The sequence below is a fragment of the Rhizobium altiplani genome, assembly GCF_001542405.1.
GTDB lineage: Bacteria > Pseudomonadota > Alphaproteobacteria > Rhizobiales > Rhizobiaceae > Rhizobium > Rhizobium altiplani.
Map to the genome: position 1 here is coordinate 19,554 of NZ_LNCD01000106.1, position 15,087 is coordinate 34,640.

The window sequence follows — 15,087 nt, forward strand, 5'->3', positions numbered from 1 at the left end:
ATCGAGCACCCTTAGACCACCGGCGGGTTTAGCCGCGCAAACGCTTCCTGCCTGCGGTATGGGAAGTAGGGATAGGGCGCGGTTACACTGCTCGCTTTGTCGAGCTTTTCCACCTGCTCCTTGGCCAATGACCAGCCGACGGCACCGAGATTCTGCCGCAGTTGCTCCTCGTTGCGCGCGCCGATAATGACGCTGGAAACAGTGGGGCGACCGATCAGCCAATTGAGCGCGATCTGCGGGACGGTCTTGCCCGTTTCTTCGGAAATCTCCAGCAGCGCATCTACGATATCATAGAGCTTCTCATCATCGACCGGCGGCCCGAATTCAGCCGTCTGATGCAGCCGACTGCCTTCTGGCCATGGTTGGCCACGGCGGACCTTGCCGGTGAGACGGCCCCAGGCAAGCGGACTCCAGACCAACGCACCGACGCCCTGGTCGGCAGCGAGCGGCATCAGTTCCCATTCGTAATCGCGGCCGGCAAGGGAGTAGTAGACCTGATGCGCAACATAGCGCGGGTAGCCATGCCGCCCAGCAATGCCGAGCGAGTTCATCAGCTGCCATCCCGCGAAATTGGAGACGCCGACATAGCGGATTTTCCCTGCCGCGATCAGCCCGTCCAGTGTTGCGAGTACCTCTTCGATCGGCGTCGAAGCATCGAACGCATGGAGCTGCAACAGGTCGATATAGTCGGTCCCTAGGCGTTTCAACGCCTCGTCAGTGGAACGTATCAGGCGCGAGCGCGACGTTCCCCAATCACCAGGTCCGTCGCCCATCGGTAGCGCGATCTTGGTTGAGATCAGCACGGCGCCGCGCCGGCCGGCGATAGCCTGGCCAAGGACTTCCTCGGAGGCGCCGCCCGAATAGACATCTGCGGTGTCGAAGAGATTGACGCCCGCTTCCAGCGAAATGTCGATCAAGCGTCGAGCTTCGGCGGCGTCCGTGTTGCCCCAGGCACCGAAGAGCGGACCCGAGCCTCCGAATGTTCCCGCACCGAAGCTCAAAACCGGCACCCTGAGGCCCGATGCGCCGAGATTTCTGTATTCCATGGTCGGTCTCCTGTTGTGGACTTCAGAAGAGATAGACACTGAATCTATCGTGATATAGATTGCCGGGAAGAAAACTATCCATGAATTGAATTCATCATGAGTCGACAAGACATCAATCGCTCCGGCGAAATGGAAGTCTTCGTGCGTGCCGTCGAACTCGGCGGTTTCACGGCCGCAGCGCGTGCCTGCCGCATGACACCATCTGCCGTCAGCAAGCTTGTGGCGCGCCTTGAGGCACGCCTCGGCGCTCGCCTCGTCAACCGTTCGACCCGCAAGCTGCATCTGACGCCGGAGGGATCCGCCTTTTATGAGCGTAGCGTTTCGATCCTTGCGGACATCGCGGAGGCTGAACGCTACGCCTCCACCGGCGAGCAGGCCGTGGGTCCCATCCGCATCAACACGAGCGCTTCCTTCGGCCATCATATCCTTGCACCGCTCGTTTCGGATTTTCTGGCGCTCAATCCCGCCGTCACCCTCGACATCTCTCATACCGACGCCATTGTCGATCTTGTCGAGGATCGCGCCGATGTGGCGATCCGCGCCGGACCGTTGAAGAGCTCTAGCCTCATTGCCCGCAAGCTTGGCTTCACCCGCAACGTCATCGTGGCGTCGCCAGACTACTTGAAGCGCGAAAGCGAGCCGAAAACCATTACCGACCTGAAGCACCATCGCCGTATCGGCTTCTCATACGCGCGCAGCGTTCAGGGCTGGCCGTTATTCGATGGCGGCGAGACCATTGCGCTACCAATTACGCCAGGCGTCCAGGTGGGCGACGGCGAAGCGATGCGATATATGGCGCTGTCAGGTGCAGGCCTGGTCCGCCTCGCCACCTTCACCGTTCGCGCCGATATCGAGACCGGGCGACTGGTTCCGGTTCTCGAGGATCTCAACCCCGGCGACATCGAGGAGTTCTACGCCGTCTACATTGGCCAGGGCGGTCCGTTGCCGGCTCGCGTGCGGGCCCTGCTCGACTTCCTGGCGGAGCGTGTCAGCCTCTGACCTCGCGAAACCGACAGGATTTCGCAATTGACCGCTTCCCCGGCAGGCGCCTATATCGGCGCATATCCTCCGGCCCTCCGGCCGGCTTCTTTTGCCAGCCAGTGCTGCTCTCCTGCTTCGCCTGATCGCGTCTCCAGCATTGGCAAGACATGCATGGGAATCATGCCGTTGTACGACGCCAGCCGCTTCTTTCGATACGCCAGCCTGCCGCGATGGATTCTCCTGCTCAGTATCTCGACCCTGCTTGTGGTCGGGCTTGAAATGCTCGGGCTGCCAGCCTCGCTCCTTATCGGCCCGATGGTGGCGGCAATCATCCTTGCCCTTTCCATCGGCCAGGGATCGCTTCAGGTGCCGCGCTGGCCACTCCTCTTCGGGCAGGCGCTCGTCGGTTTTCTGATGGCGCGCGCCATCACTGTCGATATCCTCAAGACCATGGCGACCGACGCGCCACTTTTTCTCGCGATGATCTTCTCCGTCATCGTTGCCGCGGCCGGCCTTGGCTGGCTGCTGACGCGCTGGCAGGTCTTGCCGGGAACGACCGCGGTTTGGGGTTCCTCGCCAGGCGCGGCGTCCGCGATGGTCATCATGTCCGAAGCTTATGGCGCCGATGCCCGTCTCGTCGCCTTCATGCAATATCTGCGGGTGGTCTTCGTCGCGGTGGCGGCCTCGGTTGTCTCGCGCCTCTGGGTTGCCGCCGATGGTGGCGAACCGCCGCCCTTCATCCTCTTCCCGTCGGTCGACTGGCAGGCGCTGGCCGCCACTGTCGCCCTCACCTGCCTGTCCGCCTACATTGCGGTGCGCTTTCGCATTCAGGGCGGCACAATCACCGTGCCGTTGGTTCTCGGCGCGCTGCTTCAAGGATTCGGGTTGTTCAAGATCGAACTTCCGCTCTGGCTGCTGGCGATCAGTTATGCCCTGATCGGCTGGAACATCGGACTGCGTTTCACACGCCGCATCGTCATGCACGCCGCGCGTGCCCTGCCCCGCGTCGCGGCCTCTATCCTGCTGCTAATGTCGATCTGCGGCTGTATGGCCCTTGCCTTGCACAAATTCGCCGGCGTCGATCCGCTGACGGCCTATCTGGCGACCAGTCCCGGCGGGGCTGATTCTGTGGCGATCATTGCGGCGTCAACCGACGTCGACGTGCCCTTCGTGATGGCGATGCAAACCGGCCGCTTCCTAGTGATCCTGTTTACTGGCCCAATGCTGGCACGCTTTATCGCGCGCCGCTCCGGCCTTGCGGAGAAGCCCGTCTAAGGCTCGCCCATTGGCCGGGCGTCATGCCATAGGCCTTTTTGAAATGACGTGTCAGATGGCTTTGGTCTGCAAAGCCCGTCGCCGCGGCCACATCCGAAAGCCCGTCACCCACCCCGATCATGGCGCGCGCCTGCTGCAGCCGCCGCATGAGCAGATAGCGATGCGGGCTTGTGGCGAAGGCGGCCCGGAAGTGCCGCGAAAGGGAGAAGCGGTCAAGACCGGTGACCGTCTCCAACTCACCGGATCGCACCGCTTCCGTCGCATGTGCTTCGAGATAATCGCGCGCCAATCTAGCACGCTGCCACGCAACGTTGCCGAGCGGCCGCCGCGGCGTCTTTGCATGCTTTGCAAGTCCGCCGGCAACACGCGAAACAAAGTCGTCGACGAACAACTCGTCGAGCTCGCGATCCAGCTCACTGAGTGCAGCTAGCAGCGTACCCGCCAAAACCGGATCTCCGATGACAGGGTCGTCAACGAAGGGCAGCCCGATCTTTTCCGCTCCAAGGCATTGGAGCAGTAGCGCCGGCTCAAGATAAAGCATGCGATATTGCAGCCCATCATCGGTGCCTGCTCCACCATCATGCTCCTCGTCCGGATGGAGCACGAGCACCTGCCCGGGCATGCTGAAGCGCCGCTGGCCGCGATAAGAAAAGGTCTGCACGCCTTTCATCGTGACGCCGAGAGCATAGGTATCGTGGCGATGCGGCTCGAAGGCCTTGCCGGAAAACTGCGCTTCCATCCGCTCGATTCCCGGAAAAGCCGGCGCAATCACGATCCCGTCTGCGCCGCGCTCCGTGCACAAACGTTCAAGACCCTCGAAGGCGTGACTGGTTACATCCTGGTCCAACGTGACTTTCGAACCTGCATGAAAGAGACTGGAATGTTTGATACCAAAATTGCGATCGTCCTGCGAAACAATCTTGCATCCTGGCAGAAGCTGAACGTCACGGCTTTCCTGATGAGTGGCATTGCCGGCCAGCACCCCGAGATGATCGGCGAGGCCTACAAAGACCGCGCCGGCAATCTCTACAATCCGCTTTCCATCCAGCCGATCATTGTACTGTCGGCAGAGGACGAAACGATGTCGACAATCCACCGCCGCTCGCTCGAGCGCGGCATAACCTCGTCGCTGTTCATCGAGGAGATGTTTGCAACCGGCCACGACGCCGCCAACAGGGCCGTCTTTGCCGAATACGCACCCGACGATGCCAAGGTCGTCGGCATAGCCATCCGGGCCGAAAAGAAGATCGTCGACAAGATCACCAAGGGCGCGACGATGCATCAATAACGAAAACGGCCGGGGCGCTGGCCCGGCCGTTTCTCTTGACTGAAGTCTGGATCAGCTCTGCGTGACAGGCGCAATCTGGATTTCGACGCGGCGGTTCTGAGAACGTCCAGCTTCCGTAGCGTTGGAAGCGATCGGCTGCGACGGACCGAAGCCGACAGCGGAAACGCGGCGCGGGTCGATGCCCTGCGTGCCGAGATAATCGGCAACCGACATGGCGCGGCGCTGTGACAGATCCTGGTTGTGCTGCAAGCTGCCGGTCGAGTCGGTGTGGCCGTTGACGTCGATCAGCGTGCGGTTAAACTTACGCAGGACGATCGCGACAGAATTCAGCGTTGGATAGAAGCCAGACTTCACAGCGTCCTGGTCAACATCGAACGTGATGTTGGACGGCATGTTGAGGATGATGTTGTCGCCGCGGCGGGTCACCGAAATGCCCGTTCCCTGGAGCTGGGCGCGCAGTTCCGATTCCTGCTGGTCCATGTAGTTGCCGATCGCACCGCCTGCGAGCGCACCGACGCCGGCGCCGATCAGCGCGGCATTGCGACGTCCGACCGGCGAGCCGCCGACCGCCAAACCGGCAAGCGCGCCAACGCCGGCACCCAGCAGCGCGCCGCCCGATGTATTCGACATCTTCTGCTCGCCCGTATAGGGGTCGGTCGTGGTGCAAGCACTAAGGTAAGTTGCGGCAACAGTCAGAAGTATGAATTTCTTGATCATGGACGGGCGAATCTCCAATTCGGTGTTAATGCGACCAGTATTAAGGATTGCGGCAACAAGATGAAGCAGACGCTGCAGATGCTCGAAATTGGGCAAAAAGCACAACTACTGCGGACGGCAAGCAACAACAACGGCCAGGCCGCTAAGTCGCCCGTCGGAATCTAAGCGACAGTTCTACTTCAAGACGACCGGTTAGAGGTTCTGGAAGAGTTGGCGAACCGTGTCGTAGCTGGCGTTGGCGATGTTCAGCGACTGCAAGCCAAGCTGCTCTTGGGTTTGTAAGGCACGCAGCAGGCTCGACTGCTCTTCCATATCGGCGTCGATCAGACGGCTGATGCCGCGGGAATAGGAGTCGTCCAGCGACTGCGCGAAGTCGCTCTGGATGCTGATGCGCTTTTCAAGCGCACCGAAGGCCGAGCCAACCGTCGTCATCTGGTTCAGCATCGTATCGACGACGGTGATCATCTCCTTCACCTGCGCCTGCGTCGTGCTGCTCGAAACACCGATTTCAACCTGCCCAGCCGTGTTACCAGCGCCTTTGAGCATCACATAGTTCTGCGAGGCACCGGCCTCGGTCGCGAAATACTGGGATGTAAGAGCGCCATATTCACCGGAACCGGTGGTACGGTTGTCAATCAGGTAGCGAGCATCCTTCGAGGTGGTTGCCCCAACGGGCGCGAGATCGACCTCATAGCTCAGCATATCGACCTTCACCGTTCCGTCGGAATAGCGGATGAACGACGACGGGATCTCCCTCGGCTTGGAGGGATCGGCCGAATCGTCGATCGCAACCCAGTTGTCGCCGTTGAACTCCGCCGACTGCGCGACCGACCGGAGCTGATCTTTCAAGTGGGCGATATCGGTGTTGATCTTGTCCTTGTCGACACCAGACTCGGTCGCTGCGACCAGCTTTGCCTTGATCTCGCTGACGAGATCAATTGCGCTGTCGACGGCGTTATAGGCCGTGCCCATCGTCGCAGCGGCCAGGCCGAGAGCGTCACGAATGGCCGATTGAGCTTTCTGATCAGTTTTCAGGGTCGAACTAATCGCCCAATAGGCGCCGTTGTCCGACGCTCTTTCGACTCTGAGGCCGGTTGACACCTGCCTCTGGGTTTTGGTCATGTCGCGACCGATGTCGCGCAATACATACAGCGCGGCATCCACCGAGGTGCGCCGATAAATGCTCAAGGTACTGTACTCCGAACACAACAATACACTGATACAAACAAACCGTACCGCGAACGATCATTGTCCGGGAGCGCCTGAACGAGGCACCAGGGCGGCCCTCAGAAAACGCTGGAGGACCTTTCGGCTTCTGTCGGAATGATTACCGCTCACACTTAAAAAACGTCTAAAATTTAGAAGAAATTCATCCAATCCTACAACTTTTTATAAGCCATAACTCGCAGGACCTTACCCGCTGAAGGCGCGGTTCATTCTGCCGCCTCCAGCCGACCTGCCTTGGCGGCAGGGCGCGGACGCGATGCGTGCGCCATTTCTTCGTGGAGCCGCTCCTCTTCGTGAGCATGCGGCTTCGCGAAGCGGGCAATCAGCAGGTAAGCGACCGGCGTAATGTAGAGCGTCACCAGTGTCGCAAAGCCAAGCCCTCCAACGATAACCCAGCCAAGCGCAACGCGCGCTTCCGCGCCAGCGCCATGGGCGAAGACCAGCGGAACGCCGCCGAGGATCGTCGCTATCATGGTCATCATCACGGGGCGCAGGCGTAGCGCGCACGCCTTCTCAATGGCCGTGCGCACCTCCTCGCCGCGATCGCGGAGTTGGTTGGCAAATTCAACGATCAGAATACCGTTCTTCGCCATCACGCCCACAAGCAGAACAAGGCCGATCTGGCTGTAGATATTGAGGCTCGACCCGGTAATGATCAGCGCGAAGACGGCGCATGCCAGCCCGAGCGGAACCGTCGACATGATGATAACCGACGACAGCACACTCTCGAACTGCGCGGCCAGAACCAGGAAGATGATGACGATTGCAAAGCCAAAGGTCAGTGCCATGCCGCTTGAGTTCTCCTCCAGCGTCGCCGCCTCGGCAAGTGGCACGAGACGCGCACCGGCAGGCAGGATCGATTTGGAGATCTCGGTTACTTCCTTGACGGCATCTCCGAGCGAAAGACCATTCTTCAGGCCGGCCGTGATCGCTACCGACGCAAGCTGCTGTTCGCGGTTCAATTGCGGCGCGACCGAGCTCTCCGTCAGTGACGCGATTACAGACATCGGCACGATCTTGCCATCGCCCGTCTTCAGGAAGACGTTCTCTAGATCCGTCGGATCGTCGAGCGGTCGGGTGTTCGACGTGAGCAGCACCGGATAGGCTTCGCCCTTGACGAAAACGTCAACGACCGATCGCCCTTCCAGGAGCGACTGCATAGCCGTTGAAAGGCCGGTGATGTCGATCCCGAGATCGGAGGCACGCTCGCGGTCGATCGTCACCGACACCTGGGCCTGGGTCGGTTCGTTGGTCAGTCGCGGCGTATCGTAATGGCCCGTGGCGTCGAGGGCCTGCACCAGTTGAGCAGCCGCAGTCGTCAGAGCCTCGTGATCGTTGCCGACCAAGGCCATCTGCAGTCCGTTGCCGGCGCCGCGGATGCGCAGGCTGTTCGATTGGATCGCATTGCCGCGCAGCGCCGGAACCCTTGCGGCGGCCCGGTTGATATCGGCCACGATCTCCGCCTGTGTGCGATGGCGTTCACCCCACGGCGCCAGCGTCAGCACCATGAAGCCGCTGTTGACCTGTCCGCCCTGTCCCGAGATCGAAAAGACATTGCTGATATCGCCGCTATTGACAAGCGGCTGGAGATATTCCTCCACCCGTTGCATCTTGTCGCGCGTGTATTCGAGACTTGACCCCTGCGGCGTGGTCAGGCGCATCATCACCATCGCGCGGTCTTCGTTCGGCGTCAGCTCGCTTCGAACCGTCTGGAAAGCAAGAACAGCGGCACCGGCAAAAAGCAACGAAGCGACGATGACCACAAGCGGTGCATTCAGGCAGGCGTGCAGCGACCATCGGTAGGCGTCGGCGAACCACGTTCCGAAACGGCCAAGAAGGCCATGGTCCTCAAGCATCTCCTTCGTCAGTATCCGTGAAGCCAACATCGGACATAGCGTCAGGGCAACGATGGATGAGAGGCCAACCGAGAAAGCCAGCACGAAGCCGAATTCGCGGAACAGACCACCCACCTGCCCCGGCAGGAAGGAAAGCGGAATAAAGACCGCTGCAAGCGTCGCGGTCGTGGCGATGACAGCAAAGAACACTTCGCGCGTGCCGAGCACGGCAGCCGCTCGAGGTCCCATGCCTTCCGAACGGCGGCGAACGATGTTTTCGAGAACGACGATCGCGTCGTCAACGACAAGGCCGGTCGCCAACACGATCGCTAGCAGCGTCAGGATGTTGATCGAGAAGCCGACGAGATAGACCGCTGCCAGGGTTCCGATCAGCGCAACCGGCATGCTGACGGCAGGGATGATCGTCGCACGCCAGTCCCGCAGAAAGAGATAGATGACGCCGGTGACGATGACCGCGGCCAGGATGAGCGCCAGCACCACTTCATGGATCGCGCCCTGGATGAAGACGGCGTCATCGCTGGTGATGGCGATCCGCGTGCCTTCGGGAAGCGTTCTTGAAAGCTCGGCCACGGCGTCCTTGATGCCGTTGGAGATGTTCAGCGTATTCGATTGTGCCTGGCGGATGACGCCGAGGCCGATGCCGGGAACGCCGTTCGAGCGCAGCGCCGTCTGCCCGTCGCGCGGTCCGAGGGTAACATTTGCCACATCGCCGAGACGCACGTGGTTCTGCAGGATGACGTTGGAGAAATCCTCCGGCGTCTGCAAACTTGCCATCGCGCGGACAACGATCGTCTGCGTCGGGCTCTTTAGCGATCCGGCCGGCACGTCGAGAGCAGCGCTGGAAAGCGCCTTCGTCAGATCGCCAACGGTCAGCCCGCGACTGGCCAGTTCGCTCTGGTTCACGTCGACGCGGAAGACCTTCTCCTGGTCGCCGTAGGTTTCGACATCGGCAACGCCATCGACCGAGGCAAGCCGGTCGATGACCTGGTTCTCGACGAGAAGCGTCAGATCGTCCATGTTCAGTTTCGACGACGTAACGGCAAGACGCATGATCGGCTGAGAATCGGAATCCGCCTTGACGATCTGCGGCGCATCCGCCTCTTCGGGAAGGCGGTCGGCGATACGGCCGATGGCATCTCGCACGTCGTTTGCCGCTACCGCGAGATCGACGGAGTCAGAGAATTCGAGCGTCACCCGGCTCTGGCCGAACTGAGAACTGGACGAAATGGATTTGAGGCCGCTGACGCGTGCGGCCGCGCCCTCGATCACCTTCGTCAGTTCCTGGTCGATAGTCTGTGGCGAGGCACCGTCGAAAGTCGTGCGCACCGTCACCACGGGTCGGTCGACATCGGGCAGTTCGCGCACTTCGATCCCGGCATAGGCTGCAAGGCCGGCAACGATCATCAGGGCGTTGAAGACAAGCGCAAGGATCGGGCGCCTGACAAACAGCGCGGTGAAGGTCTGTTTGCCGGAAGCCGGCTTCTCCTGCATCTCGGTCACGGTCATTGCGTGACTGGCTCCGAATTCGACGCCACTTCGCCGGCCACCCGTACCGCGCCGCCTTCACGGACACGCTGCAGCCCTTCGGTGACGATTGCATCGCCATCGTCCAGATCGGCCTTGACGAGAATATAGTCGGGATTGCGCTGCACGATGCTGACACGCACCTTGCCGGACTTGCGGTCGACGACCTGCCAGACGAACGCGCCTTGCGAATCCCACTGGACTGAGAGCGGATCGACCGCGGGATACTGGTCGCCGCCAAACCTCATCCCGACATTGAACGACATGCCGGCGCGCAGTTCGTCCGATGCGTTGTCGATTCGGGCCCGCACGCGCATTGTCCGGCTGGCGGCGTCAATGCGGTTGTCGATTGCCTCGACCGCGCCCGAGAATACCCGACCTGGCCGTGCCACCGACGTTGCCTCCACGGGCTGGCCGACCGTGATCGTGTTGGCGAAGCGTTCCGGCACCCAGTAGTCGACCAGGATTTCGGTCCGGTCGTCGAGGGTCGCGACCGGCGTCGTCGTCGAAACGTTGTCGCCGACGTTGACCGGGATGATGCCGACAATGCCATCGATCGGCGCGACAATGCTGCGACGCTCGAGATTGAGTTCGGCGGCCTGCAGTTGAAGGCGTGCGCCTTGCTCGGCGATTTCGGCGTCGAAGACATCCATGCGCGACACGCTGGATTTGATGTTGTGGTAGAGGCTGGATTTCTCGACGGCGCTTTTCAGCGCCACATCGGCCTGACCGCGAGCGATGACCTGCTCTTCGCTGTCTAGCTTTGCAAGCACCTGCCCCTTGGTGATCCTGTCGCCCGACTTGATCAGGATCTCGCGAATTGTCCCGCTTGCCTGCGGCATCACCACCACGGAGCGGATGGCGTCGCCCGTGCCGATGGCACTCAGCCGATCATTGACGACACCACGAACGACGGCCTGCGTGGCGACCAGAACGGGCGCGTTTGCTCCGCCGCTGCGACGTCTCGATTGCCCTTCCTCGCTCCCCACCGGCTTCGGTGCAGCCTCACCGGGCGCCAACTTTGAAACCTCTGAAAAGCCGGCCTTCCGTAGCGTCTCGCCAGCCCCTGGCACGAAGAAAACCCATCCAGCAAAGCCGGCCGCAATCACGACAAGGCAAACTATAAACTGCTTCCAAAATGGCATTCACGTCTCCAGAGGGACTCGAGGCTAGTCCAGGGTCTATCGAAAGAGGCGTTCGCAGGACAAATTGCCGCGCGTCTGCGACAATATTGTCTCTTTGCCGATCACCAGCAAGCGAATTGCTCCAGCATTACTGAATTGTAATTCAAGACTGAGTTACTGTCAGGCAACTCTCGACCGCCGCCTGCCGTGTTGTAGAATTTCATCGTCAACGTCAAATGACGATTTTGTTTTCTGAGTTTCATTGACGATACTTGCGCGCGACCGAGTCCGCCCCTTACAGCGCACATAGGCAATTCCCGGGCAGGCCTGCTCGAATGCACTGCATAAGCTGAGGACAGCGGGTGCGGGGCGGAATGAAAGCAGAACATCTTTTCTGGTCTTTCGATCCCGAATCACTACATTACGCGCCATGAGCAATAGTTTCGACGATATCCCCTTCTTCGATGAAGAGCCGGGCGAGCCGCCGCGCAAGCAGCCGGCCCCTGCCGCTCCCGCCGCCGGAGGGCTCGCCGCCCGTGCCATGGCAGCTCGCGATGGCGGCAGGCGCCCCGATTATCTTTCCGGCCTGAACCCGGAGCAGACCGAAGCCGTCGAGACACTGGAAGGCCCCGTACTCGTGCTCGCCGGTGCAGGCACCGGCAAGACGCGCGTGTTGACGACGCGCATCGCCCATATCCTGAACACTGGACGCGCTTTCCCCTCGCAGATCCTTGCCGTGACCTTCACCAACAAGGCCGCCCGCGAGATGAAGGAACGTATTGCCGTGCTCGTCGGCGGCGCCGTCGAGGGCATGCCCTGGCTCGGCACCTTTCACTCGATCGGCGTCAAGCTTCTGCGCCGCCATGCCGAACTCGTAAACCTGCGCTCCGACTTCACGATCCTCGACACCGATGATGTCGTCCGGCTGATCAAGCAGCTGATCCAGGCGGAAGGCCTCGATGACAAGCGCTGGCCTGCCAAGCAGTTCGCCGGAATGATCGATGGCTGGAAGAACAAGGGCCTCGGCCCTGGCGACATTCCAGAGGGCGACGCCCGCACCTTTGCCAACGGCAAGGGCCGCGAACTCTACTTTGCCTATCAGCAACGGCTCTCGACGCTGAACGCCTGCGATTTCGGCGATCTCCTGATGCACCCGATCGCGATCTTCCGGAAAAATCCGGATCTTCTCAAGGAGTATCACGGCCGCTTCCGCTACATCCTTGTCGACGAGTATCAGGACACCAACACAGCCCAGTACATGTGGTTGCGGCTGCTTGCCCAGCGCCCGAAGGGCGAGCCGCAGAACGTCTGCTGCGTCGGCGACGACGACCAGTCGATCTATGGCTGGCGCGGTGCCGAGGTGGACAACATCCTCCGCTTCGAGAAGGACTTCCCGGGCGCCAAGGTCATCAAGCTGGAGCGCAACTATCGTTCGACGGCGCATATCCTTGGCGCCGCCGGCCACCTGATCGCTCACAATGAAGGCCGCCTCGGCAAGACGCTTTTCACCGACCGCAGCGACCCCGATGACATCAAGGTCCAGGTGCACGCATCCTGGGATTCAGAGGTGGAAGCCAGGGAAATCGGCGAGGAGATCGAGCAACTTCAACGCGGCGACGCCAATGGAAAGCGGCATTTGCTCAACGACATGGCGATCCTCGTGCGCGCCTCATTCCAGATGCGCGAGTTCGAAGACCGCTTCGTGACGCTCGGCCTCAACTACCGAGTCATCGGCGGCCCGCGCTTCTACGAGCGCCTCGAAATCCGCGATGCCATGGCCTACTTCCGCCTCGTCGCCCAGCCTGCCGACGACCTCGCCTTCGAGCGCATCATCAACACCCCGAAGCGCGGTCTTGGCGATACGACGGTGCGCGCCCTCCACGATTATGCCCGCGCCCGCGACATTCCGATGCTGGCCGCAGCCGCCGACATGATCGAAACCGACGAGCTGAAGCCGAAGGCGCGCAAAGCTCTCTTCGACGTCGTCCAATCATTCCGCCGCTGGCAGGAAATGCTGGAAAACACCCCGCACACTGAGCTTGCCGAGCAGATCCTTGAAGAGTCGGGTTACACCGACATGTGGAAGAACGACAAGTCGGCGGACGCGCCGACCCGTCTCGAAAACCTGAAGGAACTCATTCGCTCGATGGAGAGCTTCGAGTCGATGCGTGGTTTCCTCGAGCACGTCGCGCTTGTCATGGACGCCGAGCAGAACGAAAACCTCGACGCCGTCTCGATCATGACGTTGCATTCCGCCAAGGGCCTGGAGTTCGATACCGTCTTCCTGCCGGGCTGGGAGGAGGGCCTGTTCCCGCACCAACGTTCACTGGACGAAAGCGGCCGCGCCGGCCTCGAGGAAGAACGCCGCCTTGCCTATGTCGGCATCACCCGCGCCAAGCGCCGCTGCCACATCTGGTTCGTCTCCAACCGGCGCATCCACGGTCTCTGGCAGTCGACCATCCCTTCGCGGTTCCTCGACGAACTGCCGGAAATGCATGTCGAGGTGGCGGAAGCCGAGCAGAGCTACGGCGGCTATGGTCGCGGTGGCTACGGCCAGTCCCGTTTCGACAAGGCTGACCCCTTCGCCAACTCCTATTCGACGCCCGGCTGGAAGCGTGCCCAGCAGAACAAGACGGACGCCACCCGCGACAACTGGGGCACACGTTCTGGCCACGCCGTCGAACGCATCGGCTACGGCGAAAGCGGCCCGCGCAGCCGCACCATCGATGGCGAACTCGTGGCGAAATCAACCGCCGCCGAGCCCTCGAAATTCAAGACCGGCGATCGCGTCTTCCACCTCAAATTCGGCAACGGCAACATCGTGGAGATCGAGGGCAACAAGCTGACGATCGAGTTCGACCGGGCAGGCCAGAAGCGGGTCTTGGATGGGTTTGTGGAGAGGGTTTCCTGAAGCGGAACCGTCAACTAACTGACCTCGGATAACTCGCCGACTACTGCAGCAAACGACAGCGCGGCTCGCCTCACCCTTTCGTGACTTCGTTTACCGTCCCGCGTCCCGCATACTGAACTCCCGCGCGTACTGACCGCGGGAGAGAAGGAGGACGCAGATGAAACGTTATTCGCTGCCTCTGATCGTAGCCTCGCTCATGATTGCCGTGTTGAGCAGTCCGACCGTCGCATTTGCCTGCAGCAAGATCATCCTAGGGACCTGATCCCGCAGGTACACGAACGACTACCGACAAGCGAGGAAGTCCGAATTCATGGAGCGGGCGTGGCGCCCGCTCATCCCAGGATCGGCATCGATCCCAGCCCCAGTATGTCGTTGAGCAATGCGAGCCCGATCCCGGCGGCGACGACCGCGATTCCGATCAGGAACAGGCGCCTCGCCCGATCGTACTTGGCCGCAATCAGCGAGTCCCTGGCCAGCAGATCGGCGAAGACCTTGACCTGCAAGGCAATCCCTACCGTCAGCAGCAACATCGGCAGGATATCGATCCGGCTCCAGTCGTTCGGATTCGAAGCCCAGCGGCTCATGAAACTCAGGGAAAAACCGAGAATGATGCCGGCTGCCGTCAGTGACCCGTTGCGAAAGGTCGCATCGATCTTCTCCTCTGAACCGGGCTCGGTCGTTGGCTTTCGCTCCAGCTGATCCTCTGCAGCCATCAGGCACAGCCTTCCGCGGCAAATGTCGCACCACGCTCTTCAAGCAGGCGCCGCAACACGCTTCGATGGCAGCGGTTTTCGTTCTCGCAGTAACAGCCGATTGAAAAATGACTGGCATGCGAAAGCGTGGCGAGCAGGTCCAGCACATGGCTCGCCTCCGGCACTTTCATTTCCTTCGTGAAGCTGCGCACGAAGGCCGTCCACTCGGCGTCGGTCGTCGCGGCCTTCGCTTCCGTCACAAGGGCCTGGCTCGGCGAAAGCACCGGCAGCCAGACGTCATAGTAGTTGCGGCTGGAAAACTCTTCCTTCGGCACGCCCCGTGGCGGCCGGCGGACGGTACCGATCCGCACCCCCTCGCCTTCTGCCCGCGGCGAACCCAATTGCACGACCCTGATTGCCACGACGCCCTCCATCGACCTGTCGCG

Annotated in this window: 12 protein-coding genes; 4 read left to right on the plus strand and 8 right to left on the minus strand. The window is 61.1% G+C overall.

The window, feature by feature from the left end; all coding sequences use genetic code 11:
- Positions 1-11: 11 nt before the first annotated feature.
- On the minus strand, positions 12-1,046 hold the full coding sequence (locus AS026_RS25330; RefSeq protein WP_025659409.1) for an aldo/keto reductase: 1,035 nt from the start codon (positions 1,044-1,046) through the stop codon (positions 12-14).
- A 96-nt stretch (positions 1,047-1,142) separates the two neighbouring features.
- On the opposite strand from AS026_RS25330, the gene AS026_RS25335 reads away from it, so the two are divergent.
- Both AS026_RS25335 and AS026_RS25340 read left to right on the plus strand, forming a co-directional pair.
- Positions 1,143-2,045 carry a LysR family transcriptional regulator gene (locus AS026_RS25335; protein ID WP_025659408.1) on the plus strand — a complete coding sequence of 301 codons (903 nt, stop codon included), beginning with the start codon at positions 1,143-1,145 and terminating at the stop codon, positions 2,043-2,045.
- A gap of 162 nt (positions 2,046-2,207) precedes the next feature.
- A complete protein-coding gene (locus tag AS026_RS25340; RefSeq protein ID WP_205634488.1) occupies positions 2,208-3,302 on the plus strand; it encodes an AbrB family transcriptional regulator in 1,095 nt (364 codons plus the stop codon).
- Here the strand turns inward: AS026_RS25340 and AS026_RS25345 are convergent.
- Positions 3,262-4,149 (minus strand): AraC family transcriptional regulator, encoded by an 888-nt coding sequence (locus tag AS026_RS25345; RefSeq protein WP_025659406.1) that lies wholly within the window; start codon positions 4,147-4,149, stop codon positions 3,262-3,264. The two genes, AS026_RS25340 and AS026_RS25345, sit on opposite strands and share 41 nt — an antisense overlap.
- 33 nt (positions 4,150-4,182) lie before the next feature.
- Between AS026_RS25345 and AS026_RS25350 the strand changes: the two genes are divergently transcribed.
- Complete coding sequence (locus AS026_RS25350) at positions 4,183-4,590, plus strand: DUF2000 family protein (protein WP_025659405.1); 408 nt, start codon at positions 4,183-4,185, stop codon at positions 4,588-4,590.
- Between the two features lie 51 nt (positions 4,591-4,641).
- On the opposite strand, the gene AS026_RS25355 is transcribed toward AS026_RS25350, so the two are convergent.
- The 4 genes from AS026_RS25355 to AS026_RS25370 all read right to left on the minus strand — a co-directional run bounded on the left by AS026_RS25355 (position 4,642) and on the right by AS026_RS25370 (position 11,059).
- Entirely contained in the window at positions 4,642-5,307 is a 666-nt protein-coding gene (locus tag AS026_RS25355; protein WP_025659404.1) for a YiaD family glycine zipper/OmpA-like lipoprotein, read from the minus strand.
- Positions 5,308-5,499: 192 nt separating this feature from the next.
- Positions 5,500-6,495, minus strand: a complete 996-nt coding sequence (locus AS026_RS25360) for a flagellin N-terminal helical domain-containing protein (RefSeq protein ID WP_062372562.1) — start codon at positions 6,493-6,495, stop codon at positions 5,500-5,502.
- 245 nt (positions 6,496-6,740) lie between these two features.
- Positions 6,741-9,896, minus strand: coding sequence for an efflux RND transporter permease subunit (locus AS026_RS25365; RefSeq protein ID WP_062372565.1), 3,156 nt, complete (start codon positions 9,894-9,896; stop codon positions 6,741-6,743).
- Positions 9,893-11,059: an efflux RND transporter periplasmic adaptor subunit gene (locus tag AS026_RS25370; RefSeq protein ID WP_062372570.1), complete on the minus strand. Its 1,167-nt coding sequence runs from the start codon at positions 11,057-11,059 to the stop codon at positions 9,893-9,895. Before AS026_RS25370 ends, AS026_RS25365 begins: the two co-directional genes overlap by 4 nt.
- A 409-nt stretch (positions 11,060-11,468) precedes the next feature.
- On the opposite strand from AS026_RS25370, the gene AS026_RS25375 reads away from it, so the two are divergent.
- Positions 11,469-13,949 (plus strand): ATP-dependent helicase, encoded by a 2,481-nt coding sequence (locus AS026_RS25375; protein WP_062372573.1) that lies wholly within the window; start codon positions 11,469-11,471, stop codon positions 13,947-13,949.
- Positions 13,950-14,281: 332 nt separating this feature from the next.
- On the opposite strand, the gene AS026_RS25380 is transcribed toward AS026_RS25375, so the two are convergent.
- Together AS026_RS25380 and AS026_RS25385 are read right to left on the minus strand one after the other, a co-directional pair.
- Positions 14,282-14,662 carry a hypothetical protein gene (locus tag AS026_RS25380; protein WP_025659399.1) on the minus strand — a complete coding sequence of 127 codons (381 nt, stop codon included), beginning with the start codon at positions 14,660-14,662 and terminating at the stop codon, positions 14,282-14,284.
- Positions 14,662-15,063 carry a DUF488 domain-containing protein gene (locus tag AS026_RS25385; RefSeq protein WP_025659398.1) on the minus strand — a complete coding sequence of 134 codons (402 nt, stop codon included), beginning with the start codon at positions 15,061-15,063 and terminating at the stop codon, positions 14,662-14,664. Before AS026_RS25385 ends, AS026_RS25380 begins: the two co-directional genes overlap by 1 nt.
- Between the last annotated feature and the right edge of the window lie 24 nt (positions 15,064-15,087).